Annotated in this window: 25 protein-coding genes; 22 read left to right on the forward strand and 3 right to left on the reverse strand. The window is 66.8% G+C overall.

The window, feature by feature from the left end:
* The first annotated feature begins 2 nt into the window (after positions 1-2).
* From H9L13_RS10670 to H9L13_RS10735, 15 genes are all read left to right on the forward strand, one after another.
* Positions 3-1,088 (forward strand): enoyl-CoA hydratase/isomerase family protein, encoded by a 1,086-nt coding sequence (locus tag H9L13_RS10670; RefSeq protein WP_187540362.1) that lies wholly within the window; start codon positions 3-5, stop codon positions 1,086-1,088.
* A gap of 79 nt (positions 1,089-1,167) precedes the next feature.
* Positions 1,168-1,947: an enoyl-CoA hydratase gene (locus tag H9L13_RS12820; protein ID WP_235090935.1), complete on the forward strand. Its 780-nt coding sequence runs from the start codon at positions 1,168-1,170 to the stop codon at positions 1,945-1,947.
* A 2-nt stretch (positions 1,948-1,949) separates the two neighbouring features.
* Positions 1,950-2,849, forward strand: coding sequence for a 3-hydroxyisobutyrate dehydrogenase (gene mmsB, locus H9L13_RS12825; RefSeq protein ID WP_235090936.1), 900 nt, complete (start codon positions 1,950-1,952; stop codon positions 2,847-2,849).
* 26 nt (positions 2,850-2,875) lie between these two features.
* On the forward strand, positions 2,876-3,430 hold the full coding sequence (locus H9L13_RS10680) for a c-type cytochrome (RefSeq protein WP_187537676.1): 555 nt from the start codon (positions 2,876-2,878) through the stop codon (positions 3,428-3,430).
* Positions 3,414-4,115, forward strand: a complete 702-nt coding sequence (locus H9L13_RS10685) for a cytochrome b/b6 domain-containing protein (RefSeq protein ID WP_235090937.1) — start codon at positions 3,414-3,416, stop codon at positions 4,113-4,115. The genes H9L13_RS10680 and H9L13_RS10685 overlap by 17 nt, the downstream gene beginning before the upstream one ends.
* Before the next feature lie 32 nt (positions 4,116-4,147).
* On the forward strand, positions 4,148-4,720 hold the full coding sequence (locus H9L13_RS10690) for a NifU family protein (protein ID WP_187537677.1): 573 nt from the start codon (positions 4,148-4,150) through the stop codon (positions 4,718-4,720).
* A gap of 71 nt (positions 4,721-4,791) precedes the next feature.
* Positions 4,792-5,397: a tRNA (adenosine(37)-N6)-threonylcarbamoyltransferase complex dimerization subunit type 1 TsaB gene (gene tsaB, locus H9L13_RS10695; RefSeq protein ID WP_187537678.1), complete on the forward strand. Its 606-nt coding sequence runs from the start codon at positions 4,792-4,794 to the stop codon at positions 5,395-5,397.
* On the forward strand, positions 5,397-5,876 hold the full coding sequence (locus tag H9L13_RS10700) for a GNAT family N-acetyltransferase (protein WP_187537679.1): 480 nt from the start codon (positions 5,397-5,399) through the stop codon (positions 5,874-5,876). Before tsaB ends, H9L13_RS10700 begins: the two co-directional genes overlap by 1 nt.
* 112 nt (positions 5,877-5,988) lie before the next feature.
* Positions 5,989-6,408, forward strand: coding sequence for a Ros/MucR family transcriptional regulator (locus H9L13_RS10705; RefSeq protein WP_187537680.1), 420 nt, complete (start codon positions 5,989-5,991; stop codon positions 6,406-6,408).
* Between the two features lie 226 nt (positions 6,409-6,634).
* On the forward strand, positions 6,635-7,057 hold the full coding sequence (locus tag H9L13_RS10710) for a Fur family transcriptional regulator (RefSeq protein ID WP_187537681.1): 423 nt from the start codon (positions 6,635-6,637) through the stop codon (positions 7,055-7,057).
* Positions 7,058-7,064: 7 nt separating this feature from the next.
* Positions 7,065-7,814, forward strand: a complete 750-nt coding sequence (locus H9L13_RS10715) for a lysophospholipid acyltransferase family protein (protein ID WP_187537682.1) — start codon at positions 7,065-7,067, stop codon at positions 7,812-7,814.
* The gene (gene miaB, locus H9L13_RS10720) at positions 7,811-9,121 is read left to right on the forward strand and encodes a tRNA (N6-isopentenyl adenosine(37)-C2)-methylthiotransferase MiaB (protein ID WP_187537683.1); all 1,311 of its coding nucleotides are present in this window, start codon (positions 7,811-7,813) and stop codon (positions 9,119-9,121) included. The genes H9L13_RS10715 and miaB overlap by 4 nt, the downstream gene beginning before the upstream one ends.
* A complete protein-coding gene (locus H9L13_RS10725; protein WP_187537684.1) occupies positions 9,121-10,122 on the forward strand; it encodes a PhoH family protein in 1,002 nt (333 codons plus the stop codon). Before miaB ends, H9L13_RS10725 begins: the two co-directional genes overlap by 1 nt.
* Positions 10,122-10,625, forward strand: coding sequence for an rRNA maturation RNase YbeY (gene ybeY, locus H9L13_RS10730; protein ID WP_187540366.1), 504 nt, complete (start codon positions 10,122-10,124; stop codon positions 10,623-10,625). The genes H9L13_RS10725 and ybeY overlap by 1 nt, the downstream gene beginning before the upstream one ends.
* Entirely contained in the window at positions 10,625-11,509 is an 885-nt protein-coding gene (locus H9L13_RS10735) for a hemolysin family protein (protein ID WP_187537685.1), read from the forward strand. The genes ybeY and H9L13_RS10735 overlap by 1 nt, the downstream gene beginning before the upstream one ends.
* Here H9L13_RS10735 and H9L13_RS10740 read toward each other — a convergent pair.
* Positions 11,506-11,928: a VOC family protein gene (locus H9L13_RS10740; RefSeq protein WP_187537686.1), complete on the reverse strand. Its 423-nt coding sequence runs from the start codon at positions 11,926-11,928 to the stop codon at positions 11,506-11,508. The two genes, H9L13_RS10735 and H9L13_RS10740, sit on opposite strands and share 4 nt — an antisense overlap.
* A gap of 93 nt (positions 11,929-12,021) precedes the next feature.
* Here H9L13_RS10740 and lnt point away from each other — a divergent pair, with 93 nt between their 5' ends.
* From lnt to H9L13_RS12830, 3 genes are read left to right on the forward strand one after another with little or no spacing between them, the layout of a single operon-like run.
* Positions 12,022-13,533 (forward strand): apolipoprotein N-acyltransferase, encoded by a 1,512-nt coding sequence (gene lnt, locus H9L13_RS10745; protein ID WP_187537687.1) that lies wholly within the window; start codon positions 12,022-12,024, stop codon positions 13,531-13,533.
* 52 nt (positions 13,534-13,585) lie between these two features.
* The gene (gene metK / locus H9L13_RS10750; protein WP_187537688.1) at positions 13,586-14,797 is read left to right on the forward strand and encodes a methionine adenosyltransferase; all 1,212 of its coding nucleotides are present in this window, start codon (positions 13,586-13,588) and stop codon (positions 14,795-14,797) included.
* Positions 14,798-14,834: 37 nt separating this feature from the next.
* On the forward strand, positions 14,835-15,302 hold the full coding sequence (locus H9L13_RS12830) for a hypothetical protein (RefSeq protein WP_187537689.1): 468 nt from the start codon (positions 14,835-14,837) through the stop codon (positions 15,300-15,302).
* Here the strand turns inward: H9L13_RS12830 and H9L13_RS10760 are convergent.
* On the reverse strand, positions 15,299-15,655 hold the full coding sequence (locus H9L13_RS10760) for a hypothetical protein (protein ID WP_187537690.1): 357 nt from the start codon (positions 15,653-15,655) through the stop codon (positions 15,299-15,301). The genes H9L13_RS12830 and H9L13_RS10760 overlap by 4 nt on opposite strands.
* A 56-nt stretch (positions 15,656-15,711) precedes the next feature.
* Between H9L13_RS10760 and trmB the strand changes: the two genes are divergently transcribed.
* Entirely contained in the window at positions 15,712-16,416 is a 705-nt protein-coding gene (gene trmB / locus H9L13_RS10765) for a tRNA (guanosine(46)-N7)-methyltransferase TrmB (protein ID WP_187537691.1), read from the forward strand.
* Here the strand turns inward: trmB and H9L13_RS10770 are convergent.
* Entirely contained in the window at positions 16,413-17,657 is a 1,245-nt protein-coding gene (locus tag H9L13_RS10770) for a PQQ-dependent sugar dehydrogenase (RefSeq protein WP_187537692.1), read from the reverse strand. The two genes, trmB and H9L13_RS10770, sit on opposite strands and share 4 nt — an antisense overlap.
* Positions 17,658-17,739: 82 nt before the next feature.
* On the opposite strand from H9L13_RS10770, the gene H9L13_RS10775 reads away from it, so the two are divergent.
* The 3 genes from H9L13_RS10775 to H9L13_RS10785 are packed head-to-tail and all read left to right on the forward strand — an operon-like array spanning position 17,740 to position 19,820.
* Positions 17,740-18,759: a type III polyketide synthase gene (locus H9L13_RS10775; RefSeq protein WP_235090938.1), complete on the forward strand. Its 1,020-nt coding sequence runs from the start codon at positions 17,740-17,742 to the stop codon at positions 18,757-18,759.
* Positions 18,756-19,256 (forward strand): isoprenylcysteine carboxyl methyltransferase family protein, encoded by a 501-nt coding sequence (locus H9L13_RS10780; RefSeq protein ID WP_187537694.1) that lies wholly within the window; start codon positions 18,756-18,758, stop codon positions 19,254-19,256. Before H9L13_RS10775 ends, H9L13_RS10780 begins: the two co-directional genes overlap by 4 nt.
* A gap of 9 nt (positions 19,257-19,265) precedes the next feature.
* Positions 19,266-19,820 carry a hypothetical protein gene (locus H9L13_RS10785; RefSeq protein WP_187537695.1) on the forward strand — a complete coding sequence of 185 codons (555 nt, stop codon included), beginning with the start codon at positions 19,266-19,268 and terminating at the stop codon, positions 19,818-19,820.
* Positions 19,821-19,906: the final 86 nt, after the last annotated feature.

Here is a 19,906-nt window from a genome sequence, read left to right on the forward strand (position 1 = left end):
CGATGACGACGTCCGCCGACGTGATTGCGGTCAAGCAGGGCCAGGCGGGCCGCCTCCGCCTCAACCGCCCGAAAGCCCTGCATAGCCTCAACCGCTCGATGGTGCGCGAGATGGCGCGCGCCTTGCTCGAATGGCGCAGCGATCCGGACGTGCGCATCATCCTCATCGATCATGCCGAGGGGCGCGGGTTCTGCGCGGGCGGCGATGTCGTCACCATCGCCAACAGCGTCGACGGCGCGGAGGAGGCGGCGCGCGCGTTCTTCTTCGACGAATATCGCCTCAACCACCTCGAATATACCTACGCCAAGCCGGGCGTCGCCTTCATGGACGGGATCACGATGGGCGGCGGCGTCGGCATTGCCCTGCCCTGCCGCTACCGTGTCGCGACCGAGCGGACGGTGCTGGCGATGCCCGAAACGACCATCGGCATCTTCCCCGATGTGGGCGGCGGCCGCTATCTGTCGCGCCTGCGCGGGCGGCTCGCGCAATTCCTCGCGCTCACCGGTGCCCGGCTCGACGGCGCCGAATGCCTCAAGCTGCGCCTCGCTACGCACTACATTCCGTCCGACCGGCTGGAGGAGGCCAAGGAGCGGATCATCGCTCAGCCCTTCCGCACGCAGGCGGTGCTCGACGAGCTGAGCGAGGAGAACGTCCCCGCCGCACGCATCATGGACAACCTCGCGCGGATCGACCGTTACTTCGCGTCGGATCGGCTCGAGGACATCCTCGCCGCGCTCGATGCCGGCGCCGCCGACGGCGACAAATGGGCGGCCAAGGAAGCCGCGACCATCCGCGCCAAGTCGCCGATGGCGTGCAAGGTCAGCCTGCGCCTGCTCCAGGAAAGCCCGCACCAGCTGCACTTCGTTGACGAAATGCGGATGGAATACGGCATCATGATCCGCCTGATCCATCACCCCGACTTCCGCGAGGGCGTCCGCGCGCTGCTGATCGACAAGGACAACAAGCCCAATTGGCAGCCGACCAACCCCGCGGTGATCGGCGATGCCGATGTCGCCGCCTTCTTCGAGCCCCTGCCCCCGAGGAGCAGTGGCGCCCATTCGATTTTTAGTTCGTCATCCCGGGCTTGACCCGGGACCCGCCTTTTCTTCAGGCGGTCAACGCAAGGCAGGCCCCGGATCAAGTCCGGGGTGACGGTGAGGAAGAGTGATGAGCGAGTACGAGAATATTCTGGTCGAACAGCGCGGCGCAGTGACTTTGGTCACGCTCAACCGTCCGCAGGCGCTGAACGCGCTCAATACGGCGGTGCTCGGCGAGCTGATCGACGCCTTCGCTGCTTATGATTCCGACGACAGCCAGCGCTGCCTCGTCCTCACGGGCAGCGGCGACAAGGCCTTCGCCGCAGGCGCGGACATCAAGGAAATGCAGCCGCAGGGCTTCGCCAGCATGTATTCGGCCAATTTCTTCGCCGGGTGGGAGCAGGTGACGCGCACCCGCAAGCCATGGATCGCCGCGGTCAACGGCTTCGCGCTCGGCGGCGGCTGCGAAGTGGCGATGATGGCGGATTTCATCATCGCGTCCGACACCGCCAAGTTCGGCCAGCCCGAAATCAAGCTCGGCGTCACGCCGGGAATGGGCGGGTCGCAGCGCCTGACGCTGGCGATCGGCAAGGCCAAGGCGATGGAAATGTGCCTGACCGGCCGGATGATGGACGCCGCCGAGGCCGAACGGAGTGGCCTCGTCGCCAAGGTCGTCCCCGCCGCCGATCTGCTCGACGAGGCGCTGAGGACCGCCGAGACAATCGCCGGCATGGCCCCGCTAGCGGCCATCGCGACCAAGGAAATGGTCAACGCCGCGTTCGAAATGCCGCTGGCGCAAGGCATCAATTTCGAGCGCCGCCTGTTCCACGGCCTGTTCGGCACCGAGGACCAGAAGGAAGGCATGACCGCCTTCGTCGAAAAGCGGCCAGGGAATTGGAAGGGCAAATAAGTATGGCGCGTATCGCATTCATCGGGCTCGGCCATATGGGCGGCGGCATGGCGCCCAATCTCGCCAAGGCGGGGCATGACGTCCGCGCATTCGACCTCAGCGCCGACGCGCTGGCCAAGGCCGTTGCCGGCGGTTGCCACCAAGCGGGGTCGACCGAAGAAGCGGTCAAGGACGCCGAGGCGGTCATCACCATGCTCCCCGCCGCGCAGCATGTTTCGGCGGTCTATCGCGACCAGGTACTTGGGAAGGCGCCGGCAAGCGCCCTCCTCATCGATTGCTCGACCATCGACGTCGCCACCGCGCGCAGCGTCGAGGAAGAAGCGGCGGCGCAGGGCTACATGATGGTCGACGCGCCCGTTTCCGGCGGCATCGCCGCCGCGGCCGGCGGCACGCTCACCTTCATGGTCGGCGGATCCGATGAGGCCTTCGCCCGCGCGCAACCGATCCTCGATCCGATGGCCAAGGCCGTCATCCACGCCGGCGGCGCGGGCGCGGGCCAGGCGGCGAAGATCTGCAACAACATGATCCTCGGCGCGACCATGGTTGCGACCTGCGAGGCGTTCGTGCTCGCGCAGAAGCTCGGGCTCGACCCGCAGGTCTTCTTTGACATTTCGTCCAAGGCCTCGGGGCAGAGCTGGTCGATGACCAGCTACGCGCCCGTCCCCGGCGTCGGCCCCGACACCCCCGCCGACCATGACTATGAAGGCGGGTTCGCCGCCGCACTGATGCTCAAGGATCTCAAGCTGGCGATGGAAGCGGCGAAGGCTGCGGGCGCCTACACGCCGATGGGCGGCGAGGCTGAGGAGCTGTACCAGCGGTTCGTCGATCGCGGCGGCGGATCGAAGGATTTTTCCGGAATCATCAAAATGATCGACGACAGTTGGAAAGTGCCCAATAACTGACGTCCGAACCGAACCAGGAGATGCGAATGAAGAGCCTGTTCACCGCCGTTGCCGCCGCCGCATTGCTGGCGGGTTGTAATCAGTCCGACAACGCGAACGAGGCTCTCGCCGACGCCAATGCCAGTGGCAACGCCGCCGCTGCAGCGGTCGAAAATGCCGTCGCGGCGGCCCCGGCCACGCCGCTTCAGAAAGAGCAGGCGCTCGCCCTGATGAAGGAACGGCACGAAAATTACGAAAAGATCGGCGATGCGATGAAGGTCATCGGCCGAGAATTGAAGAGCGACAGCCCCGATCTCGCCGCGGTGCGCACCAACGCCGACGCCATCGCCACGCTGGCGCCGCAGGTGAAGGGCTGGTTCCCGCAGGGCACCGGGCCGGACGTCGGCAAGACCGAAGCGCTTGCCGCAATCTGGGAAAAGCCCGAGGACTTTGCTGCCAAGGCCGCCGAATTCGAGCGCGCGGCGGCGGCATTCCAGGCGGCGACGCGCGGCACGGACGTTGCTGCGATGCGTGCTGCCCAAGGCAATCTGGGCAAGAGCTGCAAGGCCTGTCACGACCTCTATCGTGAAGAGCACGACTGAGCCGCTGGCGGACCCGGGCGGTGCGCCGTCGCGCATCGCGGTCTGGGATCTGCCGACGCGCCTGTTCCATTGGATGCTCGTCGCGCTGATCGCGTTCAGCTGGTGGTCGGCCGAAGACGAAGAGATCGAATGGCATATGTGGTCCGGCTTCGCGGTCCTGACCCTGCTGCTGTTCCGGCTGCTGTGGGGCATTTTCGGCAGTTCGACCGCGCGCTTCGTCAATTTCATACGTGGCCCGCGCGCGGTCGTCGCTTACCTGCGCGACAGCAAGGCGTGGACCGCGGTCGGCCACAGCCCGCTCGGCGCGCTCAGCGTCGTTGCGCTGATGGGCATGCTGTTCCTCCAGGTCGGCACCGGCCTGTTCAACAGCGACCGCGACGGCCTCAACGAGGGACCGCTGGTCACCTGGGTCAGCGGCGACCTTGCCGACCAGATCCACGACCTTCACGAAACCTTGTTCGACGTGTTGCTGGTGCTGATCGGCCTGCACGTCGCCGCGATCCTGTTCTACCGCCTGGTCGGGGGCAAAAAGCTGCTCGGGCCGATGATCACCGGCCGCGCCACGCTCGATCCCGGCCCCGCGCCGATGCGCCCCGGACGCTGGTGGGCGGCTCTTCTCTGCCTGGCTGCCGCGCTGCTAATAACCCGTTGGATCATTGCGGGTTTACCGCCATTTAGTTCTTGATTGAAACGGGTCGCGCCGCCACACCGCGGCCAATGCTGATCCGTACCGAACAGACCCCCAACCCCGCGACCCGTAAATTTCTGCCGGGCGAGACCGTCATGCCGTCGGGCACCCGCGATTTCGCCGACGCAGACGCCGCGCGCGCATCGCCGCTGGCGGCCGCCTTGTTCGACAGCGGCATGGTCGAAGGCGTCTTCTATGGCCAGGATTTCATCTCGGTCACCGCCGCGCCGGGTACGTCGTGGACCGACCTCGAGCCCCTGGTGCTCGAAACCCTGCTCGACCATTTCGTCAGCGGCGCGCCGCTGTTCACGCCGGGCACGGCGGCGGGGATCCAGGTCGCGCCCGACGACATGTTCGAGGACGATCCGGCCGATGCCGACATCATCGACCAGATCAAGGATCTCATTGAAACGCGCGTCCGGCCTGCCGTCGCGCAGGACGGCGGCGACATCGCTTATCGCGGCTACAAGGATGGGCGCCTGTTCCTATCGATGCACGGCGCCTGCGCCGGCTGCCCGTCGTCGGAAATGACGCTCAAGCGCGGCATCGAGAGCCTGATCCGCCACTATGTCCCCGAAGTCGTCGCCGTCGAAGCGGTCTAGGCCGCTTTCCGGGACCCCTTAACTTTCGGGACTTGCGGCCATTCGCTGCTTGTGACCACTATCTGCTCGTTATGATCCTCGCGCTCGACACGTCGACCGCTGCTTGCACCGCCGCCTTGTTCGACGGGACGGGGGCGTGCATCGCACGCCGGGACGAAATCCTGGGACGCGGCCATGCCGAAAGGCTGGTACCGATGATTGCGGACATGCTGGGCGAGCGCCGCGCGCAATCGATCCTCGTCGGTGTCGGGCCGGGCAGCTTCACTGGGATCCGCGTCGCCATTGCCGCGGCGCATGGACTTGCGATTGGCTGGGAAGCGCCCGTTATGGGCTTCTCCTCGCTGGCGCTGCTCGCCGCCGGGTCCGCCGCCGGCGAGCCCATTGCCGCGGCAATGCTCGGCGGCCACGGCGAATTGTTCGTCCAGGAATTCGACGGCACTTCACTCGCCCCCTTGGGCGCGCTGCACAACGCGCCACCCCCCCTGGCAGGACAGGCAATCCGTGCGAGCCTGGTCGTCGGGCCGGGCGCGGCGCAGCTTGTTGCCGCGCGCGGCTGGGGCGAGGCGCGTGAGGCTTTCCCGTCGGCGTCTGCTGTGTTCGGTCTTGCAGAATCTATGCGGCAATTGCCGGCTGCGCCGCTCTACGCGCGCGCGCCGGACGCGAAGGTCGCGGCCTGATGGCGACGCTCATTCGCCCGATCCAGCTCCACGCAGGCAGCTCAGCTGACCTCGACGGCGTGATGCGCGTGATGGAAGCCGCCTTCGGGTCGACCTACGGGGAAGCGTGGACGCGCTCGCAGTGCGCGGGGATCCTGCCGATGACCGGCGTGGCGCTGATGCTCGCGCGCGACGATGACTGCAGGGACACGATCGGCTTCTCGCTCTTCCGGACCGTCGCCGACGATGCCGAGCTCTTGCTTCTGGCAGTCCATCCCGACCGGCACCGGCAAGGTATCGGCGCCCGATTGCTCGACGCCTTCATCGACCGCGCCCGTACGCAGGGCGCGCGCCAGGTGCATCTGGAAGTTCGTGACGGCAATCCGGCGGTGGCCATGTACACGGCCCACGGCTTTGCGCCGATCGGCCGGCGGACACGATATTATCGCGGGCCGGGCGGCGAGCGATTCGACGCGATAACCCTGGCGCGCAAGACCTGACGGAGTCGTCATCCGTTAACGGTCGATAATGTTGCGCCGTTGCGCTCGTATTACTAAGGAAACCGCGCAGTCAAACGACTGACGGCCTCTGCTCGTTTAGGGAAATTTCAACATGATCGACAATGATGGGTCCGACGACACCTTGCTGACGTTGACCGCGGACATCGTCGCGGCGCACGTCAGCAATAATATGGTGGCGGTCAATGACCTGCCGAACCTGATTCAGAATGTTCACGGCGCCTTGAGCGGCATTTCGGGACAGACTTCCGGGCCGGAGCCGAAGCCGGAACCCAAGGTTTCGATCCGCGCGTCGATCAAGCCCGACTACATCGTCTGCCTCGAAGACGGCAAGAAGCAGAAGATGCTCAAGCGTCACTTGATGACCAATCACAATATGACGCCGGACGAATATCGTCGCAAATGGGGACTTCCCGGAGATTATCCGATGGTCGCGCCCAATTATGCCGAACAGCGTCGCACGCTCGCCAAGTCGATCGGCCTCGGCACCAAGCGCAAACGCACGCGCAAGTAAGCCGCCGAGCGAAACCGTAGCGGAGCGCCGCGAGCGAAGGTTACGCGTAGAGCCGGCGCCAACGCGGACGGCCTGCTCGACGAGCGGCTTGGGCCGCGTTGGCGAGACGGGACCGACGGCGCGGGATTTACTCCCGCGCCCGACTGCGCGCTGGCAAGGCGGTTTCTCCCCGGCGACGGGGAGGTTGCCTTTGACGCCACCCGGATCGGTGCTTACCTAGGCGGGCATGAGCCGCAACATCGACATCGAAGCCCTCTGCGCCGACAAGGGGCTGCGGATCACCGAACAGCGCAAGACGATCGCGCGCGTGCTTGGCGATAGCGAGGACCATCCCGACGTCGAAACGCTCCATGCCCGCGCCGCAGCGATCGACCCCAATATCTCGATCGCCACCGTGTACCGCACGGTGCGCCTGTTCGAGGAAGCCGGGATCCTCGAGCGGCATGAGTTTGGCGACGGCCGCTCGCGTTACGAAGCGGCGTCGGAAGCGCACCACGACCATTTGATCGACGTCGAGACCGGCAACGTCATCGAATTCGTCGATGACGAGCTCGAGCTGCTGCAGAAGCGGATTGCCGAGAAGCTCGGTTTCCGCCTCGTCGACCATCGCATGGAGCTGTACGGCGTCGCCCTCAACCGCGACCGCTGAGCTGGACTTGCCCGCGCGCGTGCGCGCCGGCCGGCGCGTCCTTGCGCTGGTGCTGCTGTTTGTCGTCTGCGCCCCACTCCACCTTGCCACCAAATGGATCGCCGGCCGGTCGCCGTGGCCCAGGCGCTTTCTTGCCGCCGCGGCCTGGCTGATCGGAATCCGGGTTCGTCTCACCGGCCGGCCGCTGCGACCGCACAGCCTGTTGATCGTCAATCACACCAGCTGGCTCGATATCCTGATCCTCGGCGGCGGCACGGGTTGCGCCTTCGTGTCCAAGGACAGGCTGGGCCATGGCTTCATCCACTGGCTCGCCGACCAGCAGGCGACTGTTTATGTCAAACGCAGCCATGTAAAAGGCGCCAAGGACCAGGCCACCGCGATCGCCCGCGCGCTCGAAGGCGACAGGCCGGTCGCCTTGTTCCCCGAAGGCACGACGGGGCCGGGCACGCATCTCCTGCCCTTTCGCTCGACCTTGCTCGAAGCGGCGAATTTCGCCGCGAAGGACGTCGAGATCCGGCCCGTCGCGATCGATTTCGGCGAGCCCAGGGCGGCCGTCGGCTGGTACCAGGAACCGGGTAAGCGCAACGTGCTGCGCATTCTCGGTCGGCGCGGCACGCTGCCCGTGACGATCCACCTGCTCGATCCGCTCGACCGCGGCGGCGACCGCAAGCAGCTCACTGGACAGGCGAGGAGCGCGATTGCCGCCGCGCTCGGCTTCAAGTCCGTGAGCCACTCGCCTATAGCCGGACCCGAATGACACCCCGCACCTACCGAATCAAAAGCTTCGGCTGTCAGATGAACGTCTATGACGGTGAGCGCATGGGCGAGTTGCTCAACGCCCAGGGCATGGCCGAGGCCGCCGATGGCGCGGACGCGGACCTGGTCGTCCTCAATACCTGCCACATCCGCGAGAAAGCGGCGGAGAAGGCCTATTCGGATGTCGGGCGCCTGCGCCGCGAAGACGGATCGCGCCCGCTCATCGCGCTTGCGGGGTGCGTCGCCCAGGCGGAAGGAGCGGAGGCGCAGCGCCGCTCCCCGATGATCGACCTGGTCGTCGGCCCGCAGGCCTATCACCGCCTGCCGGAGATGGTTGCGCAGGTGGCTCGCGGCGGCCGCCCGGTGGATACGGACATGCCGGCGATTTCCAAGTTCGACGCCATGCCCGCGCGGCGCCGCTCGGGCCCCAGCGCCTTCCTCACCGTGCAGGAAGGCTGCGACAAATTCTGCACTTATTGCGTCGTCCCCTACACGCGTGGAGCGGAGATTTCGCGGCCGTGGGACGACATTGTCACCGAGGCGCGGGCGCTGGTCGACGCCGGCGCGCGCGAGATCGTCCTGCTTGGCCAGAACGTGAATGCCTGGGCCGACGGCGCGCGTGGCCTTGCCGACCTCATCCGCGCGCTGGACGCGATTAGCGGGCTGGAGCGCATCCGTTACACCACCAGCCACCCGACCGACATGGATGACGGCCTGATCGCCGCGCATGGCGAGGTCGCCAAGCTGATGCCCTACCTTCACCTGCCGGTGCAGTCGGGCAGCGACCGCGTGCTCAAGGCCATGAACCGCAGCCACAGTGCGGAAAGCTATCTGGCGACCATCGCCCGGGTTCGCGCCGCCCGGCCCGACATCGCCATTTCGGGCGATTTCATCGTCGGCTTTCCGGGCGAGACGGAAGCGGACTTCGAAGACACGCTGCGGATCGTCGACGATGTGCGTTACGCGTCGGCCTATTCGTTCAAATATAGCCCGCGCCCGGGAACTCCGGCCGCGTCGATGGAGGATCAGATCGCGCCCGAGATCATGGACGACCGCTTGCAGCGCCTGCAGCGGCGGCTCGCCGAGCATAGCACCGCCTTCAACCGCCGCTGCATTGGCAAGGACACGCGCATCCTTATCGACCGCGTCGGCCGCAAGCCCGGCCAGATGATCGGCAAGTCGCCGTGGCTGCAATCGGTGTTCGTCGAAACCGCCGCCCCGATCGGCGCGATGGTTGACGTGCATCTGACCGAAGCGCTGCCCAACAGCCTTGGCGGCGTGGCGCTCGCGCAAGCGGCGGCTGCCTGATGGCGCGCCGCGACCTTGCCGCCGTAGCCGCGAATGAGGGCCGCGCCCGCCTCGAACTGGAATTCGAGCAGCCGTATTTGCTTGGGCCCTTGTTCGGCGATTATGACCGCCATCTGATCACTATCGAGCAGCGGCTTGGCGTGCACATCGCCGCGCGCGGCAACCGCGTGCAGATCGAAGGTGAACCCGATGCCGCGGCGCGTGCGCGCGAAGTGCTCGTCGGCCTCTACAATCGGCTCGACCAGGGCCATGATGTGGATGCGGAGGCGGTCGAGGCGGTGCTCGGCATGGCCGCCCAGCCCAGCCTCGACGGCATCATCGCGGATGAGGTTGCAACGCCGCCGCGGGTCATGATCCGCACGCGTAAGAAGACCATCGTCCCGCGCTCGACCGTACAGACGGTGTATATGGAAGCGCTCGGGCGCGACGACATGATCTTCGCGCTTGGCCCCGCGGGCACCGGCAAGACCTATCTTGCTGTCGCGCAGGCGGTGGCGATGCTGATCACCGGCCAGGTCGACCGCCTGATCCTGTCGCGCCCCGCGGTCGAGGCGGGCGAGCGCCTGGGCTTCCTGCCCGGCGACATGAAGGAGAAGGTCGATCCCTATCTCCGCCCGCTCTACGACGCGCTTTACGACATGCTTCCGACCGAGCAGGTCGAACGCCGCATCGCTTCGGGTGAGATCGAGATTGCACCGATTGCCTTCATGCGCGGCCGCACGCTCAACGACGCCTTCATCATCCTCGACGAAGCCCAGAACACCACGCCGCAGCAGATGAAGATGTTCCTCACCCGCTTCGGCATGCGCGCCCGCATGGTCATCTGCGGCGACCCCAACCAGACCGATTTGCCTAACGGCGTCATGTCCGGGCTCAAGGACGCGGTCGGCAAGCTGGAGGGCATTCCCAAAATTTCGATGGTCCGCTTCACCGCCGCCGATGTCGTTCGCCACCCGCTCGTCGGACGGATCGTCGAGGCCTATGAAGGCCCCGGCCAATGATGCTCGACGTTGCCATCGAATCGGACGAGGAATGGGACAGTAGCCGCTCCTGGGAGCCGCTCGTTCGAACCGCCGCCGAAGCCGCCGTCGCCGAAAGCGCCTTTCCGCAATTGGCGAGCGCGTGCCGCGCCATAGAAATCTCGGTGCGCCTGACCGGCGATGAGGCGGTGCGCGCGCTCAACGCGCAATGGCGCGGCAAGGACAAGCCGACCAACGTCCTGTCCTTTCCTCTGGCCGACGCGGCAGATTTGCAATCGACAAATGTTGCAGGGCCAGAAATCTTGCTCGGCGATATCGTGCTTGCCCACGGCGTTTGCGCGTCCGAAGCCGCCGACAAGGGCATCAGCGTCGAGGACCATGCGACGCACCTTATCGTCCACGGCACGCTCCATCTTCTCGGCTGCGATCATCATGACGATGTCGAGGCGGCGGATATGGAGGCGCGCGAGGTCCGTGCGCTGGCGCGCCTCGGCATCGCCAACCCCTACGAGGTCAAGACCTGATGGCGACCCGCAATGATGACGAGGACGGCGGCTCCCGACTGTGGCGGGGCATGCGCCAGCTGATCTTCGGCGACGATGCCGAGCCGACGCTGCGCGGGCAGATCGAGGAAGCGATCGAGGAAGCCGAGGAATCGCGCCCGGTCGCCGGCGACTTGTCCCCGACCGAGCGGCAAATGCTCAAGAATCTGCTGCACTTCGGCGATCAGACCGCATCCGACGTCTGCGTCACCCGCGGCGAAATCATCGCCGTTCCCGCAACGATCAGCTTTGACGGTCTGATCGCCGCCTTCGCGGATGCCGGTCACAGTCGCTTGCCGGTTTATGGCGACAGCCTGGATGAAGTGATCGGCATGATCCACATCAAGGACGTGTTCGTCGCCAAGTTCGACGAAAGCCGCGACCGCTCCATATCCGCGCTGATGCGAACGCCCTTGTTCGTGCCCGAATCGATGGGCGTGATCGAATTGCTTGCGCGGATGCGGCACGAGCGCATCCACCTCGCCATCGTCGTCGACGAATTCGGCGGTACCGAGGGGCTGGTGACGATCGAGGATGTGGTCGAGGAGATTGTCGGCGACATCGAGGATGAGCATGACGAGGAACAGTGCGGGCTGCTGACCATGCTCGAGGACAATTTGTGGGAAGCCGACGCCAGGCTCGAGCTCGAGGAGTTGCGCGAGACGGTCGATGCCCGGCTGACCGCGGAGGATGATGAGGTCGATACCGTTGGCGGGCTGACCTTCGTGCTTGCCGGCCGCATCCTGCTGCCCGGCGAATCGGTGCTCCACCCGAGCGGCTGGCGGCTCGAATCGGTCGAGGCCGATGCGCGCAAGATCAAGCGGGTCCGGCTCCACGCGCCCGAGGGTGCGCCCGACGCCGCTTAGGCCGCCGCGAACAATTTCCCCGGATCCGCCATCGCCTTGAATTCCAGCGCGTTGCCGGCGGGATCGAGCAGGAACATCGTCGCCTGCTCGCCCGGCTCGCCGGCGAAGCGGACGGTCGGGGCAATGACGAAGGCGGTCCCCGCCGCCTCCAGCCGATCCGCCAGCCTCTTCCACGCGTCCATCGGCAGGACGACGCCGAAATGCGGGACGGGCACCTCATCGCCGTCGACCGGATTGGTCGCCCGGGCGCGCACCGCGTCCGGTGCCAGATGGGCGACGATCTGATGCCCGTGGAGATCGAAATCGACCCAATGATCGGCGCTCCGCCCTTCGGGGCAGCCGAGCAGGCCGCCGTAGAAGCGGCGCGCGGCGGCAAGGTCATCGACCGGGAAAGCGAGATGGAAGGGAGGCAGGCTCATGCGCTTACGAATGTCAGCGCCGACGACGCGACGCAATCCATACCGCGTTCGAGGGATTGCTTCGCCGCCCCAGTCCCGCAATGATCGGCGTTAATGCCGTTAATCCTCCTCGCTTTTGGCCTTGGGGCCGCGTCCGCACTCGCTTTCGAGCCGGTCGGCTGGTGGCCGCTGCTGCCGGTCGCCTTCGCCATCCTGTGCGAATTGATCTGCCGCGCGAAGACGCTGGCGCGCGGATTGCTCACCGGCTGGGCGTTCGGCGCCGGTCAGTTCATCGTCGGCCTCAACTGGATCGCGACCGCCTTCACCTTCCAGTCGAACATGCCCGCGTGGCTCGGCTGGGTCGGGGTCGTCCTGCTGTCGCTCTACCTCGCCGTCTATCCGGCGATCGCCGCCGGGCTCGCCTGGCGCTTCGGCCGCGCCAATCGCGTTGCGCTGGTGCTGATCCTGGGCGGTGCCTGGGCAATCACCGAATGGCTGCGCGGCACGATGTTTACCGGATTCCCGTGGAACCCCGCGGCATCGGTCCTCGCCAACACGCCGCTGATCAGCATTTCGGCACTGATCGGCACCTACGGCCTGTCGGCCTTCGTCGTCCTTCTCGGCGGCACCGTATGGCTGGAATATTATCGCAAGTGGTTCCCGCTGGTCGTCATTCTCGCGGTCACCTTGCTTGTCTGGCTGCTGCCGACCTCGGCGGTGCCCACCGACCCGCTGACCGTTCGCAATATCCGCGTCGTCCAGCCCAACATCGGCCAGGAAAACCGCTGGGACCCCGGCTTCGCCGACTATAATGCCCGCCGGCTGGCGACACTGTCCGGCTCGCCAACCGCCGAGCCGCGACTCGTCCTTTGGCCCGAGTCCGCCGTCACCTCGCCGCTCGAAGATCAACGCCGTGCGGCCCAGGCATCCGCGCAGTTCGAACGGCAGCGCGCGGCGGCGGTCGTTGGTCCGGGCGACAGGCTCCTTGCCGGCGGCCTGGCGCTCACCTCGACCGATGGAAGGAACGTCACCGGCGCCGCCAACCGCGTCTTCGTGATCGGCCCCGGCGGGCAGATCCTGGCTCGCTACGACAAGGCGCACCTCACCCCCTACGGCGAATATCTGCCCATGCGGCCCTTGCTGTCGGCATTGGGCCTGTCGCGGCTGGCGCCCGGAGACACCGACTTCACGCCCGGTCCGGGTCCACGCACGATCGATCTTGGGCTGCCGTGGGGCAAGGTCGGCATCCAGATCTGTTATGAAATCGTCTTTTCGGGCCAGGTGGTCGATCCCAACAACCGGCCGAGCTTCATCTTCAACCCGTCGAACGATGCGTGGTTCGGGCGGTGGGGCCCACCGCAGCACCTTGCCCAGGCGCGGCTTCGCGCCGCCGAGGAAGGCTTACCCGTGATCCGCGCCACGCCGACCGGGATCAGCGCCGTGATCGATGCCCGCGGCCATGTCGTAAAGCAATTGCCCTGGCGCGCCGCAGGCGTGATCGACGCCGTGCTTCCACCGTCCGGAAATGCGCGCACGCCGTTCGCCCGCGGCGGCAATCTGATCCCGCTGTTCCTCGGGTTTATCCTCCTCATCGGCGGCATTGTGCTAGGGCGGAGGCGCGGCTAGAGGGCGTCATATAAAGACTTCCTTATATCATCGTCAGGACTCGCCGCCCCTCATGCGCAGCTCTTATCTGTTCACCTCCGAATCCGTTTCCGAAGGCCACCCCGACAAGGTCGCCGACCAGATTTCGGACGCCGTCGTCGATCTCTTCCTGTCCAAGGATCCGGAGGCGCGCGTCGCCTGCGAAACCATGACCACGACCAACCGCGTCGTCCTTGCCGGCGAAATCCGCGGCCAGGGGATCATGGACGAGGAAGGCAATTGGGCCGAGGGCGTGCGCGAGGAGATCGAGGCGGCAGTCCGCAAGGTCGTGCGCGACATCGGATATGAGCAGGAAGGCTTCCATTGGGACCGGCTCGACTTCGCCAACCATCTTCATCCGCAATCGGCGCATATTGCGCAGGGTGTCGATGCCGGCGCGGACAAGGAAGAGGGTGCGGGCGACCAGGGCATCATGTTCGGCTTCGCTTGCGATGAAACGCCCGACCTGATGCCGGCGACGCTCGATTACAGCCACAAGATCCTGATGGAGATGGCCGCCGACCGCCACGCGGGGCGCGCGCCGTTCCTGGAGCCTGACGCCAAGAGCCAGGTCACGCTGCGCTTCGAGGACGGCAAGCCCGCCAAGGCGACCGCGATCGTCGTTTCGACCCAGCATAAGCCGGGCTACGACCAGGGCGAGAAGCGCGCCGAGCTTCACGCCTACGTCAAGGACGTCGTCTCCAAGGTGCTTCCGGCCGAGCTCCTCGGCAACGAAACCGTCTATCACATCAACCCCACGGGCAGCTTCGAGATCGGCGGCCCGGACGGCGACGCCGGGATCACCGGGCGCAAGATCATCGTCGACACTTATGGCGGCGCGGCCCCGCACGGCGGCGGCGCCTTCTCAGGCAAGGATCCGACCAAGGTCGACCGTTCGGCCGCTTATGCCGCGCGCTACCTCGCCAAGAATATCGTCGCCGCGGGCCTCGCGCGCCGCTGCACGATCCAGCTCGCCTACGCCATCGGCATCAGCGAGCCGCTGTCGCTCTACGTCGACACGCACGGCACTGGCACCGTCGGCGATGAGCAGCTCGAACAGGCGATCGGACGGATCGACAAGCTCGGCAAGCTCACCCCGCGCGGCATCCGCACCCACCTTGCGCTCAACAAGCCGATCTACCGCGCGACCGCTGCGTACGGCCACTTCGGGCGCAGCGCCGACGGCGACCTGTTCCCGTGGGAAAAGACCGACCTGGTCGATGATCTGAGGGCCGCGTTCGCCTAATCTGCTATGACATCCTTGCTGTAACGGGGAGGATGAAATGTCGGGGCTGACCGGGCTGCTGCTTGCCGCCGCCTTCACGTCGACCGTCCTTCCCTCGCCTGAGGAGCAGGCGGAAATGTATGGCGTCGCGGGCTTCGTCAGGGTCGGCGACGCGTGGCGCACCCCTGACTGCCGCGGGCTGGAGGGCGCGTCCTATTCGCCCGGCACCATCGATTCCTACGGCTTCCGTCTCAACCTCGCCGAGGCGGTGATCAGCGAGGGGAGCGCGGTCTGCTACGGCCTGACCGGCAGCCGCTTCTGGTTCCTCGCGAAGTCCCCAGCCGGAAAATGGCGGGTCATGGCGTCGGAAATCGGCTTGCCCGACTTCCTTGAAACCAGCGGCACCGATGGCTGGCCCGACATTCAGGTCGGCGGACCGGGCTTTTGCTTCCCGGTGCTGCGCTGGGACGGCACGGCCTACCGTCCCCATCGCCATCAATATGAAGGCAAGGCCTGCAAGCCTTAGCTTTCGCGGCAGCGTACCCAGCGGCGCTGCCCGCCGCGCCAAATCTCACCGTCATAGACCCGGCCGTTGCGACGCACCTTGAGCACGAGTTCCCGGCGCGTGGCGTTGCGGTCGGTCAGCACCAGCCGCATCTCGCGATCGTCGAGCCACCATTGCGGGGCGGTCACCGGCACGTTGCGGCCATTGTCACGCAGCCGCACCGTATCCGTGAGTAGCGCTGCCCCAGGGACGTGCCCGAAGCCGACCGTCACATCGATCGGCCGCGCGCCCGCGGTGCGGCAGGTGAAGCCGCCGGTGGCGTGCGCCGGCGCGGCTGCAGCCAGGACCATCCCGGCAAAGATCAGTTTCTTCATCCGCCAATTCTGCCGCTTGCTTGATGAACCGCCGCTGGAGCGACTAACCGGCGCCGATGACCGCGTTCAAACCTGGCGACCCGCTCACCCTCAACCGCCTTTACGGCCGGTCGACCGGGCACAAGCTGCGCCAGGGCCAGCAGGAACTGGTCGAGCGCCTGCTGCCGCAGATCGAGGTGCCGGCCGAGGGCGAGATCACCGCCGCGCGGCTGTTCGGTGAGGACCGCCCGCTGCATTTCGAGATCGGCTTCGGATCGGGCGAGCATCTTGCCAGCCGTGCCGACATGCTGCCCGATCACGGCTTCATCGGCGCTGAGCCCTTCCTCAACGGCGTCGCGACTGCGCTCGGCCACATCCGCGACCAGCATCTCACCAACGTTCGGCTGTGGCGCGGCGATGCGCTCGACGTGCTCCAGCGCATTCCCGACGGCGCGCTCAGCTTCCTCTATCTGCTCCACCCCGATCCTTGGCCAAAGGCGCGCCACGCCAAGCGCCGAATGGTCAACGACCGCCCGGTCGATCTGTTCGCGGCCAAGGTGAGGCCGGGCGGCGAATTCCGCCTCGCGACCGACGACCCGACCTATCTCAACTGGTCGCTGATGGTGATGCAGCGCCACGCGGGCGCGTTCGAATGGCTCGCGGAATCCCCGCGCGACTTCCTCGAACCACCCGGCGGCTGGATCGAAACCCGCTACGGCGCCAAGTCGCGTCGCGAGGGACGACGGCCATATTATCTGCGCTTTCGCCGGACGGCGGGCTAGCGCCGGGCAGGCTCCAACCGCAGCAACCTAGCGCCGTCTTCGTCTTCCAGAACATACACCTCGCCGCGCGGGCCCTGCGCGATTGCGCGGATGCGCTTGCCCATGTCCCATTGCTCGGCCTTGCGCGCTGTCTCGCCATCAAGGTCGACGCGCTCCAGCCGCTGCCCGGACAGGCCGGCGATGAGCGCGTCGCCCTTCCATTGCGAAAACAGGTCGCCGTTGTAGATCAACAAGCCGCCCGGAGAGACGACCGGCGTCCACGTCAGCTTCGGCGCCTCGAACCCGTCGCCGGGCTTGTGGTCGGGGATCGGGACGCCGTTGTAATTGTCGCCGTTCGACACGCGCGGGTAACCGTAGTTGCGGCCCTTCACGATCAGGTTGAGCTCGTCCCCGCCCTTGGGGCCCATTTCCGCCACCCACAGGCGGCCGTCGGGCGCGAAGGCCAGGCCGAGCGGGTTGCGATGGCCGAGCGTCCAGGTCTCCGCCGGAGTCAGGTTCGGCCCCGGCCAGGTGACGGGCCGCCCCTGCGCGGTCTTTGCCTGCTCGCTGTCCCTCGGCGGATCGGTCACCTGCACGGTCGCCGCTCCCGTCCGGCCCGCCCACGGATTGTCCGCCGCGGGCTTTCCGTCGAGCGTCAGGTGAAGGATCTTGCCGAGCGGCTGGTTGACGTCCTGCGCCGGGGTGAAGCGTTGCCGGTCCCCGGCGGCGAGGAACAGCGACTGGCCGTCGGGCGCGAAGGCGATGCGGGCGCCGAAGTGGCCGCCCCTGCCGCCCGTGGGATTGCGCCAGATCACCTGTACTTGCTGGAGCGAGGGCGCGCCCTGCAGGGCAAGCCTGGCGCGCGCCAGCGCGAGTTGGCTGCCGCCATTCTGCGACGCTTCGGCAAAGGTGAAATAGACCATCTGGTCGCCCGCGAAGCTCGGCGCGGCCACCACATCGAGCAACCCGCCCTGCCCTTCGGCGACGACCGCCGGCACGCCGGCCACTTCGCGCTTCTGGCCGTTGGCGGTGTCGACCAGCCACAGCTTGCCGCTTTTTTCGGTGACCAGCGCCATCTTCGTCAGCGGGACGCCGGACCCGGGCAGAAAGCTCATCGCCCACGGCGCATCGAAGGTCGCGACCTCGGTCGTGGTGAAGGGACGTCCGCCCGAAGTACCGGCGGGCTGCGCCGTGGTGGGTGTCGTACTGCCGCACGCGGCGACCACCAGCAAAAGCCCAGCTTGAACAAAACGGCGAACCATCCACTTATCCCTTCTCTGGCACGGGCCGATGTCCGGCCGCCCGTCGTTAAGGCCTCGCATGCAGCCCTGTAGCTTACTCTCATTGGCGACGGCGGTTCCGCCGTTCGTCATCGGCCAGGCCGAAGCGAAGGAGATCGGGCGCCGGGCGTTCCGGCGCAAAGGGCTGTTCGACAAGCTTGCGGGCGTGTTCGACAATGCCGCGATCGCACAGCGGCATCTCGTTGCACCGCCCGATTGGTACGAAACGCCGCACGGCTGGGCCGAGCGCAACGCGGTCTATCTCGAAGCGTCGGAAAAGCTCTTCGAAGAGGCCGCGCGCGCCGCCATCGACCGCGCCGGCCTCGCTCCGGGCGAGATCGACGGCGTCGTCACCGTTTCGACGACGGGCATTGCGACGCCCAGCCTTGATGCCCGCGTCGGTCCCCGCATCGGGCTGCGCGACGATGTCCGCCGCGCCCCCGTCTTCGGCCTCGGCTGCGCGGGCGGAGTCAGCGGGCTTGCGCTGGCATCGCGGCTCGCGGTGTCCGATCCCGGCAGCAACTGGCTGTTCGTCACGGTCGAGACCTGCTCGATCTCGATCCGCCTCGAAAGCGACGACCCCGCGGCAATCGTCGCCACCGCCTTGTTCGGCGATGGCGCGGCGGCGGCGGTGGTGCGCGCGGGCAATGGCGGGCTCGCGTCGATCATGGGATCGGGCGAAAAATTGTGGCCCGACACGCTTGGCATCATGGGCTGGCGGGTCGAGGACCCCGGGCTCGCCGTGGTGTTCGACCGCGCCATCCCGCCGTTCATCGAGGCCGAGCTTGCCGCGGCGGTCGATGCGATGTGCGCCGACCTGCGCATCGCGCGCGAGGATATCGACCGCTTCTGCTGCCACCCCGGCGGCGTGAAGGTCATCGACGCGATCGAGACTGCGCTCGAGCTCCACCAGGGCGAGCTCAATATCGAGCGCGAGGTACTGCGCGACTATGGCAATATGAGCGCGCCCACCGTCATGTTCGCGCTCGACCGGCTGATCGATCGCGGCCTGCCCGATCGGGTGATGATGACCGCCTTCGGCCCCGGCTTTACCTGCGCGGGACTGCTGCTCGAAGCCGCATGACGGGCGCGGTCGTCATCCTTGCGCTGGTTACCCTCCAGCGCCTCGGCGAATTGTGGCTCGCCGCGCGCAACAGCCGCCGCCTTCTCGCCCGCGGCGCCCGCGAGGTCAGCGCTGCCCATTATCCCCTGATCGTCGCCGTTCATGCGTCATGGCTTGCCGCGTTATGGTGGTTCGCGCCCGGGCTGCCGATCCAACTCGGATGGTTGGCGCTGTTCATCCTGCTCCAGATTGCGCGGATCTGGGTCGTCGCCTCGCTCGGCGAGCGCTGGACGACGCGGATCTTCATCTTGCCCGGCGCGCCGCTCGTCCGCCGCGGCCCCTACCGCTTCCTCAGACACCCCAATTACATGGTCGTGATCGGGGAGATCGCCGCGCTCCCGCTGGTGTTTGGCCTGTGGCAGCTGGCACTGGCGTTCAGCCTGCTCAACGCGGCGGTGCTGTTCATCCGGATTCGCGCGGAAAATGCGGCGCTGGCCAGCGCAACCGCCGCCGACTAGGTTTCGCGCATGAAATATCTCGCGATCCTCGCGTTTGCCCTGCTCGCCGGTTGCGCAACCCCGCGCCCGGTGGGGCCACAGGAGGCGTTCATGGACCGCTTGTTGGCGCTGTGCGGGAAGACGCTCGATGGCCGGATCGCCAGCCCCGCCGTCCCCGCCGACGCGGACTTCGTTGGCAAGAAGCTGCAGATCCACGTTCGCGACTGCTCGCCAAGCGAATTCCGCATCCCCTTCGCGGTCGGCGACGATCGTTCGCGCACCTGGGTGATCTCGCGCACCCCGACCGGTTTGACGCTCAAGCACGACCATCGCCACGACGACGGGACCGAGGACAAGCTGTCGCAATATGGCGGCGAGACGGTGCAGCCGGGCACGGCGCAGCGCCAGGAGTTTCCGGCCGACCAATTTTCCAAGGACCTGTTCGTGTGCGAGAACCGCGCGGTGTCGGTGACCAATGTCTGGGCGCTTGAGGCCGCGCCCAATTTCATCGCTTACGAGCTGCGCCGTCCGGGCCGTTTCTTCCGCGTCGAATTCACGCCGGCGGGTGCAAATCCAGCGCGCTGAACTCGCCTTGCCCTAGGCGGGCACTCGGCCTATATCGCGGCTCTCTCCTCGACATCGTGAGATGCCTGAGGCTGGGGCCCCTCGGC

This window comes from Sphingomonas lutea (assembly GCF_014396785.1).
Taxonomy (GTDB): Bacteria; Pseudomonadota; Alphaproteobacteria; order Sphingomonadales; family Sphingomonadaceae; genus Sphingomicrobium; species Sphingomicrobium luteum.

What these genes read in the sequence shown, in the direction of transcription:
- H9L13_RS10780 (WP_187537694.1), top strand. Translation starts at nt 18,756, where the DNA reads ATGACGGGCGCGGTCGTCATCCTTGCGCTGGTTACCCTCCAGCGCCTC.
- ybeY (WP_187540366.1), top strand. Translation starts at nt 10,122, where the DNA reads ATGCTCGACGTTGCCATCGAATCGGACGAGGAATGGGACAGTAGCCGC.
- H9L13_RS10700 (WP_187537679.1), top strand. Translation starts at nt 5,397, where the DNA reads ATGGCGACGCTCATTCGCCCGATCCAGCTCCACGCAGGCAGCTCAGCT.
- H9L13_RS12820 (WP_235090935.1), top strand. Translation starts at nt 1,168, where the DNA reads ATGAGCGAGTACGAGAATATTCTGGTCGAACAGCGCGGCGCAGTGACT.
- H9L13_RS10680 (WP_187537676.1), top strand. Translation starts at nt 2,876, where the DNA reads ATGAAGAGCCTGTTCACCGCCGTTGCCGCCGCCGCATTGCTGGCGGGT.
- H9L13_RS10690 (WP_187537677.1), top strand. Translation starts at nt 4,148, where the DNA reads ATGCTGATCCGTACCGAACAGACCCCCAACCCCGCGACCCGTAAATTT.
- H9L13_RS12830 (WP_187537689.1), top strand. Translation starts at nt 14,835, where the DNA reads ATGTCGGGGCTGACCGGGCTGCTGCTTGCCGCCGCCTTCACGTCGACC.
- mmsB (WP_235090936.1), top strand. Translation starts at nt 1,950, where the DNA reads ATGGCGCGTATCGCATTCATCGGGCTCGGCCATATGGGCGGCGGCATG.
- H9L13_RS10740 (WP_187537686.1), bottom strand. Translation starts at nt 11,928, where the DNA reads ATGAGCCTGCCTCCCTTCCATCTCGCTTTCCCGGTCGATGACCTTGCC.
- miaB (WP_187537683.1), top strand. Translation starts at nt 7,811, where the DNA reads ATGACACCCCGCACCTACCGAATCAAAAGCTTCGGCTGTCAGATGAAC.
- H9L13_RS10735 (WP_187537685.1), top strand. Translation starts at nt 10,625, where the DNA reads ATGGCGACCCGCAATGATGACGAGGACGGCGGCTCCCGACTGTGGCGG.
- H9L13_RS10785 (WP_187537695.1), top strand. Translation starts at nt 19,266, where the DNA reads ATGAAATATCTCGCGATCCTCGCGTTTGCCCTGCTCGCCGGTTGCGCA.
- metK (WP_187537688.1), top strand. Translation starts at nt 13,586, where the DNA reads ATGCGCAGCTCTTATCTGTTCACCTCCGAATCCGTTTCCGAAGGCCAC.
- H9L13_RS10705 (WP_187537680.1), top strand. Translation starts at nt 5,989, where the DNA reads ATGATCGACAATGATGGGTCCGACGACACCTTGCTGACGTTGACCGCG.
- H9L13_RS10760 (WP_187537690.1), bottom strand. Translation starts at nt 15,655, where the DNA reads ATGAAGAAACTGATCTTTGCCGGGATGGTCCTGGCTGCAGCCGCGCCG.
- tsaB (WP_187537678.1), top strand. Translation starts at nt 4,792, where the DNA reads ATGATCCTCGCGCTCGACACGTCGACCGCTGCTTGCACCGCCGCCTTG.
- trmB (WP_187537691.1), top strand. Translation starts at nt 15,712, where the DNA reads ATGACCGCGTTCAAACCTGGCGACCCGCTCACCCTCAACCGCCTTTAC.
- H9L13_RS10670 (WP_187540362.1), top strand. Translation starts at nt 3, where the DNA reads ATGACGACGTCCGCCGACGTGATTGCGGTCAAGCAGGGCCAGGCGGGC.
- H9L13_RS10710 (WP_187537681.1), top strand. Translation starts at nt 6,635, where the DNA reads ATGAGCCGCAACATCGACATCGAAGCCCTCTGCGCCGACAAGGGGCTG.
- H9L13_RS10770 (WP_187537692.1), bottom strand. Translation starts at nt 17,657, where the DNA reads ATGGTTCGCCGTTTTGTTCAAGCTGGGCTTTTGCTGGTGGTCGCCGCG.
- lnt (WP_187537687.1), top strand. Translation starts at nt 12,022, where the DNA reads ATGCCGTTAATCCTCCTCGCTTTTGGCCTTGGGGCCGCGTCCGCACTC.
- H9L13_RS10725 (WP_187537684.1), top strand. Translation starts at nt 9,121, where the DNA reads ATGGCGCGCCGCGACCTTGCCGCCGTAGCCGCGAATGAGGGCCGCGCC.